Annotated in this window: 14 protein-coding genes and 2 pseudogenes; 6 read left to right on the forward strand and 10 right to left on the reverse strand. The window is 43.9% G+C overall.

The genetic code is table 11. From position 1 onward, the window contains the following. Position 1 precedes the first annotated feature (1 nt). The 8 genes and pseudogenes from IQ211_RS08800 to rsmD all read right to left on the reverse strand — a co-directional run bounded on the left by IQ211_RS08800 (position 2) and on the right by rsmD (position 6,910). Positions 2-736 (reverse strand): thioesterase II family protein, encoded by a 735-nt coding sequence (locus tag IQ211_RS08800; RefSeq protein WP_223281690.1) that lies wholly within the window; start codon positions 734-736, stop codon positions 2-4. Then, positions 733-2,487, reverse strand: a complete 1,755-nt coding sequence (locus IQ211_RS08805) for a non-ribosomal peptide synthetase (RefSeq protein ID WP_189759566.1) — start codon at positions 2,485-2,487, stop codon at positions 733-735. Before IQ211_RS08805 ends, IQ211_RS08800 begins: the two co-directional genes overlap by 4 nt. After that, the gene (locus IQ211_RS08810; RefSeq protein ID WP_189759565.1) at positions 2,474-3,463 is read right to left on the reverse strand and encodes a TauD/TfdA family dioxygenase; all 990 of its coding nucleotides are present in this window, start codon (positions 3,461-3,463) and stop codon (positions 2,474-2,476) included. Before IQ211_RS08810 ends, IQ211_RS08805 begins: the two co-directional genes overlap by 14 nt. Before the next feature lie 3 nt (positions 3,464-3,466). Further along, positions 3,467-4,501 carry a 2,3-diaminopropionate biosynthesis protein SbnB gene (gene sbnB, locus IQ211_RS08815; RefSeq protein ID WP_189759564.1) on the reverse strand — a complete coding sequence of 345 codons (1,035 nt, stop codon included), beginning with the start codon at positions 4,499-4,501 and terminating at the stop codon, positions 3,467-3,469. Then, positions 4,494-5,489 (reverse strand): 2,3-diaminopropionate biosynthesis protein SbnA, encoded by a 996-nt coding sequence (sbnA, locus tag IQ211_RS08820; RefSeq protein ID WP_189759563.1) that lies wholly within the window; start codon positions 5,487-5,489, stop codon positions 4,494-4,496. The genes sbnB and sbnA overlap by 8 nt, the downstream gene beginning before the upstream one ends. Before the next feature lie 276 nt (positions 5,490-5,765). Beyond that, positions 5,766-5,891, reverse strand: a pseudogene (locus IQ211_RS08825) (DDE-type integrase/transposase/recombinase); the annotation flags it as partial. Between the two features lie 17 nt (positions 5,892-5,908). Beyond that, positions 5,909-6,171, reverse strand: a pseudogene (locus IQ211_RS08830) (hypothetical protein); the annotation flags it as partial. Positions 6,172-6,331: 160 nt separating this feature from the next. Further along, entirely contained in the window at positions 6,332-6,910 is a 579-nt protein-coding gene (gene rsmD / locus IQ211_RS08835) for a 16S rRNA (guanine(966)-N(2))-methyltransferase (protein WP_189759562.1), read from the reverse strand. Between the two features lie 227 nt (positions 6,911-7,137). Between rsmD and ftsY the strand changes: the two genes are divergently transcribed. The 5 genes from ftsY (at position 7,138) to IQ211_RS08860 (ending at position 12,395) form a co-directional block, all read left to right on the forward strand. Beyond that, entirely contained in the window at positions 7,138-8,451 is a 1,314-nt protein-coding gene (ftsY, locus tag IQ211_RS08840; RefSeq protein WP_193836348.1) for a signal recognition particle-docking protein FtsY, read from the forward strand. A gap of 6 nt (positions 8,452-8,457) precedes the next feature. Then, positions 8,458-9,123, forward strand: coding sequence for a cell division ATP-binding protein FtsE (gene ftsE, locus IQ211_RS08845; RefSeq protein WP_074024812.1), 666 nt, complete (start codon positions 8,458-8,460; stop codon positions 9,121-9,123). Then, the gene (ftsX, locus tag IQ211_RS08850) at positions 9,116-10,090 is read left to right on the forward strand and encodes a permease-like cell division protein FtsX (RefSeq protein WP_189760840.1); all 975 of its coding nucleotides are present in this window, start codon (positions 9,116-9,118) and stop codon (positions 10,088-10,090) included. The genes ftsE and ftsX overlap by 8 nt, the downstream gene beginning before the upstream one ends. A gap of 208 nt (positions 10,091-10,298) precedes the next feature. Next, positions 10,299-11,156, forward strand: a complete 858-nt coding sequence (gene rpoH / locus IQ211_RS08855) for an RNA polymerase sigma factor RpoH (RefSeq protein WP_189760839.1) — start codon at positions 10,299-10,301, stop codon at positions 11,154-11,156. A 105-nt stretch (positions 11,157-11,261) separates the two neighbouring features. Next, the gene (locus IQ211_RS08860) at positions 11,262-12,395 is read left to right on the forward strand and encodes a glycerate kinase (protein WP_189760842.1); all 1,134 of its coding nucleotides are present in this window, start codon (positions 11,262-11,264) and stop codon (positions 12,393-12,395) included. A gap of 18 nt (positions 12,396-12,413) precedes the next feature. Here IQ211_RS08860 and IQ211_RS08865 read toward each other — a convergent pair whose 3' ends face one another. After that, entirely contained in the window at positions 12,414-13,628 is a 1,215-nt protein-coding gene (locus tag IQ211_RS08865; RefSeq protein WP_311062281.1) for an MFS transporter, read from the reverse strand. A 138-nt stretch (positions 13,629-13,766) separates the two neighbouring features. Between IQ211_RS08865 and IQ211_RS08870 the strand changes: the two genes are divergently transcribed. After that, a complete protein-coding gene (locus tag IQ211_RS08870) occupies positions 13,767-14,237 on the forward strand; it encodes a MarR family transcriptional regulator (RefSeq protein ID WP_189760837.1) in 471 nt (156 codons plus the stop codon). Between the two features lie 102 nt (positions 14,238-14,339). Here IQ211_RS08870 and IQ211_RS08875 read toward each other — a convergent pair whose 3' ends face one another. Continuing rightward, on the reverse strand, positions 14,340-14,642 hold the full coding sequence (locus IQ211_RS08875; RefSeq protein WP_189760836.1) for a helix-turn-helix domain-containing protein: 303 nt from the start codon (positions 14,640-14,642) through the stop codon (positions 14,340-14,342). Positions 14,643-15,206 lie beyond the last annotated feature (564 nt).

Here is a 15,206-nt window from a genome sequence, read left to right on the forward strand (position 1 = left end):
TTTATTCCTGACATTTGTTGATTTGGTGACTACCTGATTGTCTGACTATAGCTGAAATATCCGTCGCAACCTCACTTAGACAGTGATACCAGTAGAAATGATCGCCGGGATAGGTCTTGCTTCCTGCGAAAGCGTAGCTGTAATTTGCCCAATCCTGCATTCTTTGGTTACGTTCCTCTTCCTGCTCTCCCCATAGGGTATACAGAGGGAGAGTTAGCGGTAAGCGAATTGCCGGTTGATACTGATGATAAAGTCGATAATCTTGCCGAATTAAGGGCAAATAGGTTTCCATCAGAGTGGTTTGTTTAGCCAATTGCGATGTCATGCCCCCCGTCTCTACCAGATGTTGAATAAAATCCAGGTCGGATAATTCGTAATAACGTGGCATATTCGGATTCCGGCTGTGTGCTGGCAACGTGCTGGATACGATAATGCACCGCAGGTTCTCTGTGAATTGCTGCTCGGACATGAGACAAGCGATCTCATAGGCCAGCGCTCCTCCCATGCTGTGACCAAACAGAGCAAAAGGCCGTCCGTCAGCACGAATGATAATATCATTGGCCAAATCATGAGCAGCCTGCTCAAACGTTGAGTAAACAGGTTCATTCATGCGAGAAAAATGCCCTGCATAATCAAGAGGAATCCACTCTATATTCGAATCAATATGTGCCGACCAACCCAGGTAGTGATGCGCTCCGCCCCCTGCGTGGGGCAGGCAAAAAATCAGATTCATCATTGCACCTCTGTCTGCTCTGTATACGAATTCAACCAGACAGCCATTTTACGAATAGTCGGATATTTGAAGATATCTGCCAGTTCTACTTTATGTGGCGTCACTTTGTTCAGTTCAATCAACAGAATCATTGCCGTCATTGAGTTGCCACCAACGGAGAAAAAGTGATCATTCAGACTCAGAGAATCACGCATCAGTATTCGCTGCCAAATACACAGAATCTGATGTTCAGTCGCAGAAACGAGATTTTCAGTAACGGTTTCGTTAAATTTATTCTGATGGTTTTGCCAGTGGTTCAGCAGGAATTTATGATCAAGCTTCAGATTGTCAGTCAGCGGCAATGTATCAAGCTGTTGCCAGTGTTCAGGCACCATATAAGCGGGTAATTTCTGGTTAAGTTGTTTTGCAAGATCGGCAAATGTCAGGTTGCCAGCACCGGCGTACCACACGACAGAAGCCAGAAGAGCATGCCCAGAAGATAATTTGATTGGTGTCACTGCGGCATATTGTACACAGGGTAATTGCGCCAGATGGTGTTGCACGTCAGACAGCTCAATGCGATATCCGTTGATTTTGACCTGATCATCAATGCGACCGAGGAACAGCAAGTTTTTCTGTTCATTTTGTTGTACCAGATCGCCGGTACGGTAGTAACGCTGTCCATTGAGGGTAACAAAAGCCCGTGAAGTGAGTATTGGTGCATTGTAATACCCGAGCGAGAGATGTGGCCCTGCGACCAATAATTCCCCAGCAGTTCCAAGTAAACAGGTCTGTTCATTCTCATCCAGAATCAGACATACCACGTTTTCAAACGGTTGACCGATATGGGGTATTTCACCTTTGATCTCACAAAATGTGGTATTAATGGTATTTTCGGTAGGGCCGTAAACGTTGATGTAAATTTTCTTGCTTGCAGCCAATTCCTGCCAGAGTTCGGTGTTAATAGCCTCACCACCAACAATCACTAATTGCAGTGCATCACAGGTTTCATCCAGCCCCGCGTTTAATAGCACTTTTAAGTGTGAAGGTACTAAATCGATGTTAACAATATGGTGGTTATGCAGATAATTCACTAATTCAAAGGGGGATTTTCTGACCTGATCACTAACAACGTGCACACTGTAACCTAAGGCCACCAGAGCCAGCCGTTCAAGGGAACTGTCGAAGCAGAATGAAGCATTGACGACGACATGTCCTTCAGTAACACCATGTGGCTGATAAATATTACGCTGATGGCTATCTACCAGATGTAACAGTGATTCATGGCTGACGACCACGCCTTTGGGTGTTCCAGTTGTGCCGGAAGTATGGATGATATAGGCGGGTGTTCCGATTGTCGGTAGCTCTATTCGTGGATTTGGAGTGAGTGTAGTCAGGGTAATGCCATGTCCTGCATTTGATGCATGTATCAAGACTTGTACATGCGCTTGATGCAAAATCCCCTCAATGCGAGATTTGGGCCATTGCTCGTCAAGTGGCAGATAAACGCCGCCTGCCTGCCAAATGGCATAGGCTGCGACGATATAATCCAGCCCCCGTTTTAACTGAACAGCAACATGATCGCCAGGCTGGATCAATGTCTTAAGACGTGTAGATAATGATTTAACTTCGTTATAAAAATCGGCAAATGTCAGAGTGCGTGTTTCATCCTGCACAGCCAGACGATTAGCAAAGTTTCTGGCCGTTGACTCTAGCCGCGCGATTAATGTAGGTGCCAGGAAGGTAGTGTTAACGACAGTATCAACAACAGGCATGGGTATTTTTCTCAGTAGAAGGATAAATAGGGTCGATTAAGGCAACGCGCACTGCTCGCTCTCCTTTAAAAGGTTTACGTCCATGACTGACCAGAATATTGTCCGCTATCAGTACGTCTCCGGTTTGCCAAGGGAAGACCAACTCTGCCTTGATAAATGCGTTACGGATATGTTCCACTATCTCATCTGGGATCTCTTCTCCGGTACCGTATACGGCATGACGTGGCAGTAAATCCCGGCCTAAACTGGTGAGCAGTGCTTGTCGGATAGGTAAATCCAGATTGGTGATATGGAATAGGTGTAGTTGGTTAAACCACATTTCTTTGCCAGTTAGAGGATGATGACGGGTCGCACTGCGCAGTTGGGAGGTACGAAGATGATTATCGGAAAGCCACTCGAAATCGATTGCGTTGTTATGACAATAAGATTCCACTTCATGTTTACTTTCAGTCTGGAAAGCTTCCTGCCAAGACAGATCAAATCCTCCGTCAAAATTACGCAGATAGCGGATACCTTTCTGGCGGAAACTGTCCACGATATCTTCACCAATCAGCGCCAAAACCTTTGCGTTATCCGCGATAGGTGTTTCTCCGCCTTCAAGGGGAGCTTGATGGGCATAGAACAAAATCTTACCGGGAACCACATATTGAAATGCATTTTCACTGTGGTTAGCGATAGTTTTTGCGGCGGGATATTCTGTACTCGTATAAACACCTTTAGCGGTCTTCTTGCGCTGGGTTGACCGTTCCTGATAGGTCAATTCTTCTTTCGCTAAACAGCTCACGAGTTGGCTAAAGTCCTGATCTTCTTTGACAGGAAAACCCCGAAACAGCAACGCGCCTTTTTCAGCCAAAATATCATCGATATTGTGATTTAGGAAAAAATCAGTGATGGATGCGTCATGACTGTCAGCAGTCACCAAAGAGACATGGGAAACGCCGTCTGCCAAAAGACGGACGGTATAAGAGTTATTCATCGACTAAAGACTCCAGCGTTGGGTATCAGGGAAAAAATTGGGGATGATATATCGACCCGGCATCTGCTGATTTTTTTGATAAATAAACATCGCCAAACTTAGATCAAGCACGCCCAGTCCAAAAGGAGAAAAAATAGTCGCTTTGGTTTTATCAAGCGTTATTTCACCCTTTATTATTTGTGCCAGAGTACCGTTGATAAAACAGCGGTGACCATATATTTGCTCAGCCAGATGAGGTGAAGTATTAGCTTTCATGCAATGGCTAATATCGTCTAACACGTTATTACTTGTGTAAATAATTTCCGGAGACAGATCGCGCAAGGAAATATTGAGAACCAATTGATGGGGAGCGAATGTCTTTTCATCTGTGATATAGGGTGAGGCTGCCGTTGTTGTGAAAACCACAATATCGGCAGTTAACGCTTCGGCCTGGTCTGCTGCTGCCCGTACTTGATAGAGATTTTGTGCATTGATTTTATTAATAAAAATATTGAGATATTCTTCAGATATGTCATGAACCAACACATCATCAAACTGCCATCCTTCATCTTTGAAAAAGGCCATAATGGTTCTGCCTATCAGGCCGCCACCAATGATCGACAAACTTTTGGCTTGCTTACTCACTGAACCAAGGTGATTGGCGGCTAACACGGCAGATGCAGCGGTACGCGCAGCGCTGATTTGGGAGGCTTCCAGGCAGGCGAACGGGTAACCTGTCTCATAATCATTTAACAAAATAACCGCTGAAGCACGTTGCAGGTTTGATTCGATATTACGTGGATAACTGGCAATCCATTTGATACCAGAAATAGATATATTTTCCTCTGGATTATCAATAGCGGCCGGTAACGCAATAATCCTTGCTTCTGGTTTGTTTTTAAAACGTAAAAAATAACTGTCAGGATTCTCTGTTTTATTTTGATGGTGAGTCAAATAACTTTGGCAAACCAGACTGATAATCTTAGGTCGAGAAGAGGAAATGACTTGATTGATAAAATCGCCAGTAATAACTTCAAAATTCATTTGTCCGTTAGACATATTCTTTTCCTCCTTCCATATCAACATGTTTTTCAGTCATTTTCCAACACGTGCCAAACGTGAGGTCACACCATTCATCGTTATAAACGGTATCAATGTAATTGCTGCCCATATCGGGTGAAATCGCTACCACAATGGCATCTTTGGGTATATCAGTCTGAAGACGTTTCACTGCGGCTAATACCGTACCCGTAGAAGCCCCCGCAAGATAACCAAAACGACGCGCAGCATCGCGGCAGCTCGCAACAGTTTCTGCTTCGGGGATCTGAATCAACATATCAATGCGGCTTTTGTCAAAAAAATGGGGCTGTACGCTAGAGCCAAGTCCCGGCAAATAACGTGGGCTACCGGGCGTGCCAAAGGTAACGGAGCCGATGGAGTCAACGGCGATGAGTTGGGTTTTAGGGGAACAGCGGCGAAAGAAATTGGCACATCCCATCAATGTTCCCGTAGTACCCGCACCGATGAATAGGTAGTCAACTTTGCCGAACTCGGTCAAAATAGATTTTGCTGTCATTTCGGCGTGTACTGTTGGATTAGCCATATTTTTGTATTGGTTCAGCCAAATAAGATCGGGATCTTGTTTTATCGCAGAACGAATGTATGCCAAACGATTACCTAAATAACCGCCTTGTTCATCTTTTTTTTCAATAAGGATGATATCTGTCCCCAAAGCGTGCATCATTTTAATATTCTGCAAAGACGTATTTTTATCTACTACACAGGTAAAATGTAATCCTTTTGATGCGGCAATAATGCTCAATGATAGCCCAAGATTACCGGAGCTTGACTCAATAAATCGTTTTGTTTTGTCTAATCTTTTGTTGGCAATGGCATCGTTGATAAGTGCGATGGCCGTTTTCATTTTTATAGAACCCCCAGCATTCAATCCTTCCACTTTGACGAAGAGATCTGTATGACAGCAAAATTTATTGAATTTTATGAAAATATTATCGTTAACTATCTTATCTACTGAGCTAAACTGCATAATTCCTCTTTATTATAAATGTATAAATTTAACTTCTATACTTAGAGTGATTTATTCAGTAATGCATACTAATTTGCTAAACATACTTCCTAATACAACATAATATGTTGTCTGTTGTACAAAAAACGTTTGCAGGCAGACAGTGACACACATTCGTAATGTGCTACAACCGTTGGTTCTGTCGCATTAACAGAGGAAGTGGGTCAGAAGAGGGTGCGATTATTTTTATTCAGTCAGTTGATAGAAAAATGCGGCGGGTGAAATCGGACATTCCGGCTATTGTGAGTATTGTCCTTTACGTAACATGCTGGCTAATTCAATACCCGCTAATACAGTTTGTGCTCGCCTGAAATTTTTAAATCCCAGCATAGGCTCGGTTCGCTGTTTGATGTTGCGATGGTTATTTAAAAGTTGGCGGTTATCGCTAAATGGATTTTTGTCGAATGTCCCCCACAACTTTTACCCATCGCCTCATCATTGTCTGATGCAGCTCCTGCGCTATGTTGGTGAGTACGGACAATACTGCCATCAATAAACAACCATTCTTTATCAGAAAGCGAAGTACATCTTTTTGGGGCTAGGCATTGAATCGCGCTAGGGAATGCTGGTTCGCATTTGATAAAGAATACTTTCCAGCGTCAAGCGATGCTCAGGTTTGTTATATCCATCCCGTGTGTTGCATTAATGCAGATAGCTTATTCTAGTAGAGATCTGTTAATATAGTTCGCGGCATGATGATGAGGCTTGGTTGTTTTTTGACGAAAGTAATTATACCAAATCATCATGTTGTCTAATAATTCCTCGCAAAACGTCAACACGCTCTAAGTCGTCTAGACACTGGATTATTGATGGCGAATATATAAACGATAAGCGACTTGTCCGGCCGTTTTTTGCCGATGCAGTTGCCAGTTTGGGGGAACTTCTGTCGCAGCAGATTCTGCTTCTGCCTCAACATAAATCCAGCTTTCTTCTGCCAGCCAGTTATTGGCTTCCAATAAATTGATTGTTTCAGCCAGCATTCCCTTACGGAATGGTGGATCGAGGAAAACCACATCAAATGGTGTTCCGGTGTTGTTAAGGTATTGTAGTGCATTGCCTTGCACCACATCGGCATTTTCAGCTTTCAGTAAGGCCAGGTTAGCCGATAGTTGTTTCGCCACATTACGATCATATTCAATTAAGGTCGTGTGGCTGGCATAACGAGACAAAGCTTCAAATCCAAGCGCTCCGCTACCTGAAAAACAATCCAGGCAACGAGCACCCTGAATCACTGGCATAAGCCAGTTAAAAAGTGTCTCGCGAACGCGATCTGTTGTTGGACGAAGGCCGTCACTATCAGGGACCGGCAATTTTCTTCCGCGCCATTTTCCGCCAATAATGCGGATTTGTCCCAAAGACAGACGCTGTGGTTTTTTAGTCATAATTTACATAACTTAAATATTTGCCATCCGCCGCGACTCAATAATATCTGGCGGAGACAAAAAGTGAGTGAAAACGAAGATATCCATTGATTAATTTACCACGAAATCCTCTATAGATATGTGTTGTGGTGTGATGAAAATGTTAGACTTGATTCATTACCGTTAGAACCTATCTCAGTGGATATAACAGCATATATCTAACTTAACCGCGAGGAGTGTAGTGGCCGATGGCAAAAGAGAAAAAAAGAGGTTTCTTCTCTTGGTTTGGACTTGGTCGTCAAGATAACAAACAGCAAGAAGAACAAGCTGAACAAGAAAGAGTTGCTGCGGAAGAAGCAGCCCGTCATGCGGCAGAAGAAGCAACCCGTCGCGCGGCAGAAGAGGCAGAACAGCAGCGTTTAGCGGAAGAAGCAGCTCGTCATGCGGCAGAAGAAGCGGCCCGTCGCGCAGCAGAAGAGGCAGAACAGCAGCGCTTAGCGGAAGAAGCAATCCGTCGTGCGGTAGAAGAGGCAGAACAGCAGCGTTTGGCGGAAGAAGCGGCCCGTCGTGCGGCAGAAGAGGCAGAACAGCAACGTTTGGCGGAAGAGGCGGCCTTACCTAAGGAACAAGAACGACCGACTAAAGAGGGATTTTTTGCTCGTCTGAAACGCAGCTTAGTTAAAACTCGTCAAAATCTTGGTTCCGGCTTCTTGGGATTATTCCGTGGCAAGAAAATTGATGATGATCTGTTTGAAGAGTTGGAAGAGCAATTATTGATTGCAGATGTGGGCGTTGAAACGACTCGTAAGATTATTACTAATCTGACAGACCACGCTAGCCGTAAAGAGTTGAAAGATGCAGAAGCACTTTACTCTAAACTGAAAGAAGAGATGTCAACCATTCTGGCGAAAGTTGATAAGCCGCTAGAGATAGAAAGCAAATCACCTTATGTCATTTTGATGGTGGGAGTAAATGGGGTTGGTAAAACGACCACGATTGGAAAGTTGGCGCGTCAATATCATTCACAAGGCAAATCCGTCATGCTGGCAGCTGGAGATACTTTCCGTGCGGCTGCGGTAGAGCAGTTACAAGTTTGGGGAGAACGCAACAAAATCCCAGTGATTTCCCAACATACAGGAGCAGATTCCGCTTCGGTGATTTTTGACGCCATCCAGTCAGCCAAGGCTAAAGGTATTGATGTCCTGATTGCAGATACCGCTGGGCGCTTGCAGAACAAATCCCATTTGATGGAAGAACTGAAAAAAATCGTTCGCGTGATGAAAAAACTGGACGAAGACGCACCTCATGAAATTATGCTGACTCTGGATGCCAGCACAGGTCAAAATGCAGTAAGTCAGGCTAAACTATTTCATGAAGCTGTGGGATTGACGGGTATTTCACTGACCAAACTGGATGGTACTGCGAAAGGGGGAGTTATCTTCGCTATTGCCGACCAATTTGAGATCCCAATCCGCTACATTGGTGTGGGTGAAGGCATTGAAGATCTCCGTCCATTTAAGGCAGACGATTTTATTGAGGCTCTTTTTGCCCGAGAGGATTAACTATCAATGATTCGCTTTGAACAGGTCAGTAAAGCCTATCTGGGAGGGCGGCAGGCGCTGCAAGGGGTGGATTTTCATCTACTTCCAGGAGAAATGGCATTCTTAACCGGTCATTCAGGGGCCGGTAAAAGTACACTTTTGAAACTTATCTGTGGTATTGAACGCCCTAGCGCAGGCCATATTTGGTTTTCTGGTCATGACATTAGCCGATTAAAATCCCGTGAGATCCCTTTTCTGCGCCGTCAGATCGGCATGATTTTTCAGGATCATCACCTGCTTTTGGATCGTACCGTATACGAGAATGTCGCTATGCCGCTGATCATCTCAGGGGCAAGTGCTGAAGACATTCGTCGACGGGTATCTGCAGCGTTGGATAAGGTCGGCTTACTGGACAAAGCGAAAAATTTCCCCATTCAGCTTTCCGGTGGAGAACAACAGCGTGTTGGTATCGCTCGTGCGGTGGTGAATAAGCCAACCGTGTTGCTGGCAGATGAACCGACGGGAAATTTGGATGGGGCATTATCAGAGGGGATCATGCGTCTGTTTGAAGAATTTAACCGAGTCGGCGTGACGGTTCTGATGGCTACCCATGATACAGCCCTCATTGAACGAAGAAAATATCGTATCTTGACTCTGAATCAGGGACGTATGCAAGGAGGACATCATGGCTAAGTATGTCCGTCATTCAGCGAAAAAAACACACTCCCCAAAATCCAAATCATTAAAAGGGGGATGGCGTGTACAGTGGCGTTATGCGTGGAAAAGTACGCTGTCCGATATGTTCCGCCAACCGTTGGCAACGTTGCTGACGGTTATGGTGATAGCGATTTCCCTGACCTTGCCGAGTGTGTTCTATATTGTTTGGAAAAACGTCAATCAAGCAGTGATGCAGTGGTATCCCATTCCACAACTCACGGTCTATTTGGATAAGTCACTGAATGACAATAGCGTTAAACAGGTCATTGATCAGTTGAAAAATATGGATGGCGTGAAATCGGTCAATTACCTTTCCCGTGACGAAGCCGTAAACGAATTTCGTGCGTGGTCAGGTTTTGCCAGCGCGCTCGATTTGCTGGAAGAAAATCCTCTGCCGGCGGTTGCCATCGTTTCTCCTAAATTGAATTTTCAGGATTCTCAGGCGCTAACAACATTGCGCGATCAAGTTGCGCAGATTAAAGGCATTGAAGAAGTCAGGATGGATGATAGCTGGTTTGCCCGTTTGACCGCGTTGGCTGACCTTGTAGGCAGAATTGCAGCGGTGATAGGTATTTTGATGGTGGTTGCACTGCTCTTGGTCATCGGTAATAGTGTCCGGCTGAGCATCTTTAGCCGTCGTGAGACGATTAATGTCATGAAGTTGATTGGGGCAACGGATGGTTTTATTTTGCGTCCTTTCCTCAATGGTGGAGCTTTATTGGGGATTTTGGGCGCAATATTCTCCTTAATCCTCTCCTCCCTGCTGGTGTGGAAACTTTCCAATGTGGTCACAGAAGTGGCGAGTGTTTTCGGTACTAGCTTTACACTGCATGGTTTGGAGTGGGATGAATCACTCTTATTAGTGCTTATTTCAGGTATGATTGGTTGGATAGCTGCATGGTTTGCGACAATTCAGCATTTACGTCGTTTTAGGCCAGAATAAAGGTGTTGCAGGGCTTACTGAACTGTTGGGCATAATTGTTGTCAAAATCACAGTTATGGTTTTGTCCTGCTATTCGCACAACTGAGGCGATTTGAATATGATCTCTATGGTGGTAAAATAGACGTATCTTTGGCTTGAATAAACCATACTGGTGAACTCAGGCAAATTTGAAGGCCATCAATTTGGATCTAATTTTGAGAGAATTTGAATGACAAAAGAAATGCAAACTTTGGCGTTAGTTCCACAAGGTAGTTTGGAAGGGTACATCCGTGCCTCCAATGCTTATCCTATGCTTTCTGCCGAGGAAGAGAAGGAACTGGCAGAAAGGCTGCATTACCAGGGAGATCTGGATGCAGCGAAAAAGCTGATTCTTTCTCACCTGCGCTTCGTTGTTCATATTGCCCGCAGTTATGCCGGTTATGGTCTGCCGCAAGCGGATTTAATTCAGGAAGGTAATATTGGCCTGATGAAAGCGGTTCGTCGTTTTAATCCAGAAGTGGGCGTACGTCTGGTTTCTTTCGCTGTTCACTGGATTAAGGCAGAAATCCATGAATATGTATTGCGTAATTGGCGTATTGTGAAGGTCGCAACAACAAAAGCTCAGCGTAAGCTGTTCTTTAATTTGCGCAAGGCTAAACAGCGTCTGGGGTGGTTCAATCAGGATGAAATTGAACTGGTTGCCAAAGAATTGGGCGTGACCAGCAAAGATGTCCGAGAGATGGAATCCCGCATGTCAGCGCAGGATATGGCATTTGATATGTCTTCTGATGATGACAATCATGATAGCCAGCCAGTGGCTCCGGTGCTGTATTTGCAAGATAAGGCTTCTGACTTTGCCGATGGCATTGAAGAAGATAACTGGGAAACTCACGCTGCGGATAAGCTTTCTGTGGCGATGGAAGGGCTGGACGAACGTAGCCAGGACATCATTCGTTCTCGTTGGTTGGATGATGACAACAAAACTACCTTGCAAGAATTAGCGGATAAGTATGGTGTATCTGCTGAACGTGTTCGGCAGCTAGAAAAAAATGCCATGAAGAAATTGCGACTGGCTATTGAAGCGTAATCTCTTAGCTGAGCAAAATTTTCTGGATTAAAAAGCGATAATTTGTTTATCGCTTTTTTTATGCGTGTAAAACAAACAGCACCAAAGAACTGAGGAAATTCCATGATGAAAATTGTGATTGCCCCTGATTCATTTAAGGAAAGTTTGAGTGCCTTGCAGGTGGCACAGGCAATAGAGCGGGGATTTAAGGAGATTTATCCGCAAGCAGACTATATCAAGTTACCTATGGCGGATGGCGGCGAAGGGACAGTCGAATCACTGGTGGCTGCAACCGGAGGAAAACGTATCGTGTGTACTGTTACTGATCCTTTGGGGCAACCTGTTGAGGCATTTTTTGGTCTGCTTGGCGATGGAAAAACCGCAGTGATTGAAATGGCTACCGCTTCTGGTTTGCACTTGGTGCCGATGAAGCAGCGTAACCCTCTGGTAACGACGAGTTATGGAACGGGAGAATTGATTCTGGCTGCATTGGAACAGGGGATACACAAACTGATTTTAGGTATTGGCGGCAGTGCAACCAATGATGGTGGCGCAGGCATGATGCAGGCACTTGGTGCGACTTTATTGGATGGGGACAGTCGTATTCTGCCATTCGGTGGCGCGGCATTAACTCGGCTGGAAGGGATTGACTTAACGAACCTTGATCCACGTCTCAGGCAAATTGAATTTATCGTGGCTTGTGATGTGAATAACCCATTATGTGGTGAACAGGGAGCATCAGCGGTATTTGGTCCACAAAAAGGCGCGACACCGGAGATGGTGAAATCGTTAGATTCTGCATTGCGTCATTATGGCATGAAAATAGAATCCCTAACGGGAAAAAGCGTGATTGATGCTGCTGGTGCTGGTGCGGCTGGAGGGATGGGCGCATCCTTATTGGGGTGTTTGGGAGCAAGATTACAGCCTGGTATTGAAATTGTTATCGAAACCTTGCAACTGGAAAAAGCGATTCAGGGTGCAGCTCTGGTCATTACGGGGGAAGGGCGTCTGGATAGCCAGACCATATACGGTAAAACCCCTATTGGTGTTGCCCGTGTTGCGAAAAAGTTTGGCATTCCCACCATTGCGTTAGTTGGGGGAATGAGCCGAGACTATCATGTTGTGCATCAGCACGGGCTGGATGCGGTCTTTTCCATCATACCAGAGGTTTGTTCCCTTGCTGATGCCCTTGCCAATGGTGCCGATAATTTGCAGATAACGGCACGGAATATTGCAGCGATTTGGGCTATTTCCCACTAAATTGCCTTATAAGCGCTGCTATCGCCGTTTACTGTGCCGTTGAGTCATGATGGCAGTGAAACCGATAGATGCAGCAAATAACAACGCCCCCGTTAAAAATACCCATTCATAGTGGTTATTGAATAACAAGACACTGCCAACCATTGGGCCAACAGCCATTCCCATATATCGAATAAAATTATAAAGCCCAATCACAGTTGCCCGTTCTTCCACAAATGTTGTTAGTAGTAAAGTGGTATGTGTAGGTATCGATAACCCCAGCGTGAAACCGTATAAAGCGGTGACAGTAATTAATGTGGGAATGCCGAACCGATATGTGATGGAAAACAACAGGATTAAAGCCAGATTTAGCAAGCTACTGATAATTAGGTCATTTATCTCAGATAACCGATGATGGAGTAAACGATAGCTATAGCTGCCACCAATCATTGCCAGTGATATGGGAATGTACATCCAACCGATATCGGCAGGGCTGAAATCATATTCATGGTTTAAGATGATGGGTAAAAAAGTCAAAAAACAGAAATAACAATAGGACAACATAAAACCAATACAGAAAACGGATTGCGTGATGCGATCTGACAAAATCTGGCCGAACTGCCAAAACACCTTTTTGGCACTTGCTGACGGTCTTGGCATATTTTCGGGTATGGTTTCAGGTTTAGTTTCTGGTAACCAAAGCAAATTGCTGATCAGTATTAGCCCACCGATAACAGCAATAAATTGGAAAATCGCAACATATCCGTTTAATTCGGCTAAATAGCCTCCGAGCAGTGGTCCCAAAGCCGGGGTCAGCGTTAACAACATCTGATAAGTACTGATGGCTTTGGCGCGATGTTGCTCTTCATACAGATCACCAATAATTGTCGCTGCAATAACAGGAATAGCGGCAATCCCAATAGCTTGAACTATTCGAAAGGCAATCAGCCAATAAATATCGGAAGCCGTCGCACAACCAACAGAGCCAATGACGGAAATAGTCAGAGCAGGAAGTAAAATGGCTTTACGGCCTTTATTGTCCGCTAGTGGGCCATACACGATTTGCATAATAGCTAAAACAAATGTGAATGCTGATACCGTCAGGTTTACTAAAGGTAGGGACGCATTGAATAGCGCCTGTATGGTAGGGATTACGGGAACATAGATATTTTGTGCAAGAGATCCTAATAGGGTACTAAAGCATACCAGGTAGAAAATTACCTTTACATGACGAGTTGAGTTATATCGATTCATTTTTTTCTCCATTTTTGTTTCCAAGGAAACAATATGGAGATTAATAAACGGGGAGATTTTGTAAAGATCTTTTTCTTCTCTTTTTGTTATGATGCAAATAATATTTTCCTCAGAAACATTATTTTGGAAAAGTTGTAAATGAGTAATAGTACAGTTTACCAACGTGAGATCCTTGCCGCAGTTAATCACTTGATACAGCTAAGAGATGGTATTAAGAGAGGGCATAATGAAGAGACACTCCGCGAATATGGGCTCAGTGGCTATTCATTGTCTGAACTACATGTGATCCAGTGTATAGGAGAATCGGTATTATTAAATATCACAAGTATCAGCCAGGCGCTGGGAATGACCAAGGGGGCCATCTCAAAGATCTGTGCAAAACTTCTTCAGCGCTCTATCGTTGAAAAACTGAAAATGGTAGATAACCAGAAAGAGACCTATTTCAGCCTCACTGACGAAGGGAAACAGATATTTTCTGCGCATGAAAAACTGCATCGGCAAATAGAAGCAAGATGGTTGCAAATATTGGAAAACTATTCGCCGGAAGAATTGATGACCATTAAGCGATTTATTGCTGACATATCGAATATAGTGGGACACTCTCGATAATGAATTGCCGCCATGTATCGTGACATGACAAGAATCAGAAGCCTGACTGGGATAATTGAAATCAGTAAACAACAGGCTTCTGACGAAGTTATCTTGCCTCATTCAGTAACCATTCTTGCCTATAATTGTCTCGGCAATGGGGATATATTGATCTGTAATTTTATTAACAGCATTGTCCTCTTTCTTGACTGGTTTGCAGTCTTCGAAAAACCACTGGATTGGCGTATTAAATATACAGGCAATAACAACGAGATGGGAGAGATTGATTCGATTCACTCCCGTTTCGTAGCGTGAAAGTTGCTGTTGACTGAGGCCGAGTCTATTTGCTAATGCTGTAGCAGTGATACCTAGCTCTTTCCTTTTGATCTGAATACGTTTTCCGACTAATAGGTTTGCATCTTCCATATCTCATCCTTTTTTCATTAGTAAGTTATGGCGTCATCAAGGAGAATTGCTGAAGCTTAAAATGAGTTCGATTTTTGCCCCGCTAGTTGCCCGTAAAATAGAGCCTGCCTTGACGGATTATCGTTCACGGTATGCCTATTGTTACCACCTGATTCGCCGTTTTTGTTTTCTAACATGCGCCTTGTTTTTGTCATCCTTGCCTTATGGCTACCTCTGCATATTTTTTCGGCTGAGTTACCGATGCGGCTTAAACAGAGGTCCGATTCTCCTTGCATGAAAGATAACCAATATGTTCCTGATTTTTATTTTATGGGATTTTGTCTATTTAAATAAATTTATTTAATTGATTTTTAATGATTTTTAGTAGATTGATTAAGATAAACCTGCAAAAAGTAGAGAATTTTGTCTAACCTCATGTTTATTGACATATATCATTCTTGTTGATGATTTTCTTGAGGTTATAAACTGGACAAAATATACCAAACTGTACACATAATCCTACATAATTTAACCTAAGTCAAATTTCATTACATACTACAAATCATTCCATTTAAGCAATTATAA

Origin of the sequence: Xenorhabdus griffiniae, assembly GCF_015163655.1 — a bacterium.
Taxonomy (GTDB): Bacteria; Pseudomonadota; Gammaproteobacteria; order Enterobacterales; family Enterobacteriaceae; genus Xenorhabdus; species Xenorhabdus griffiniae.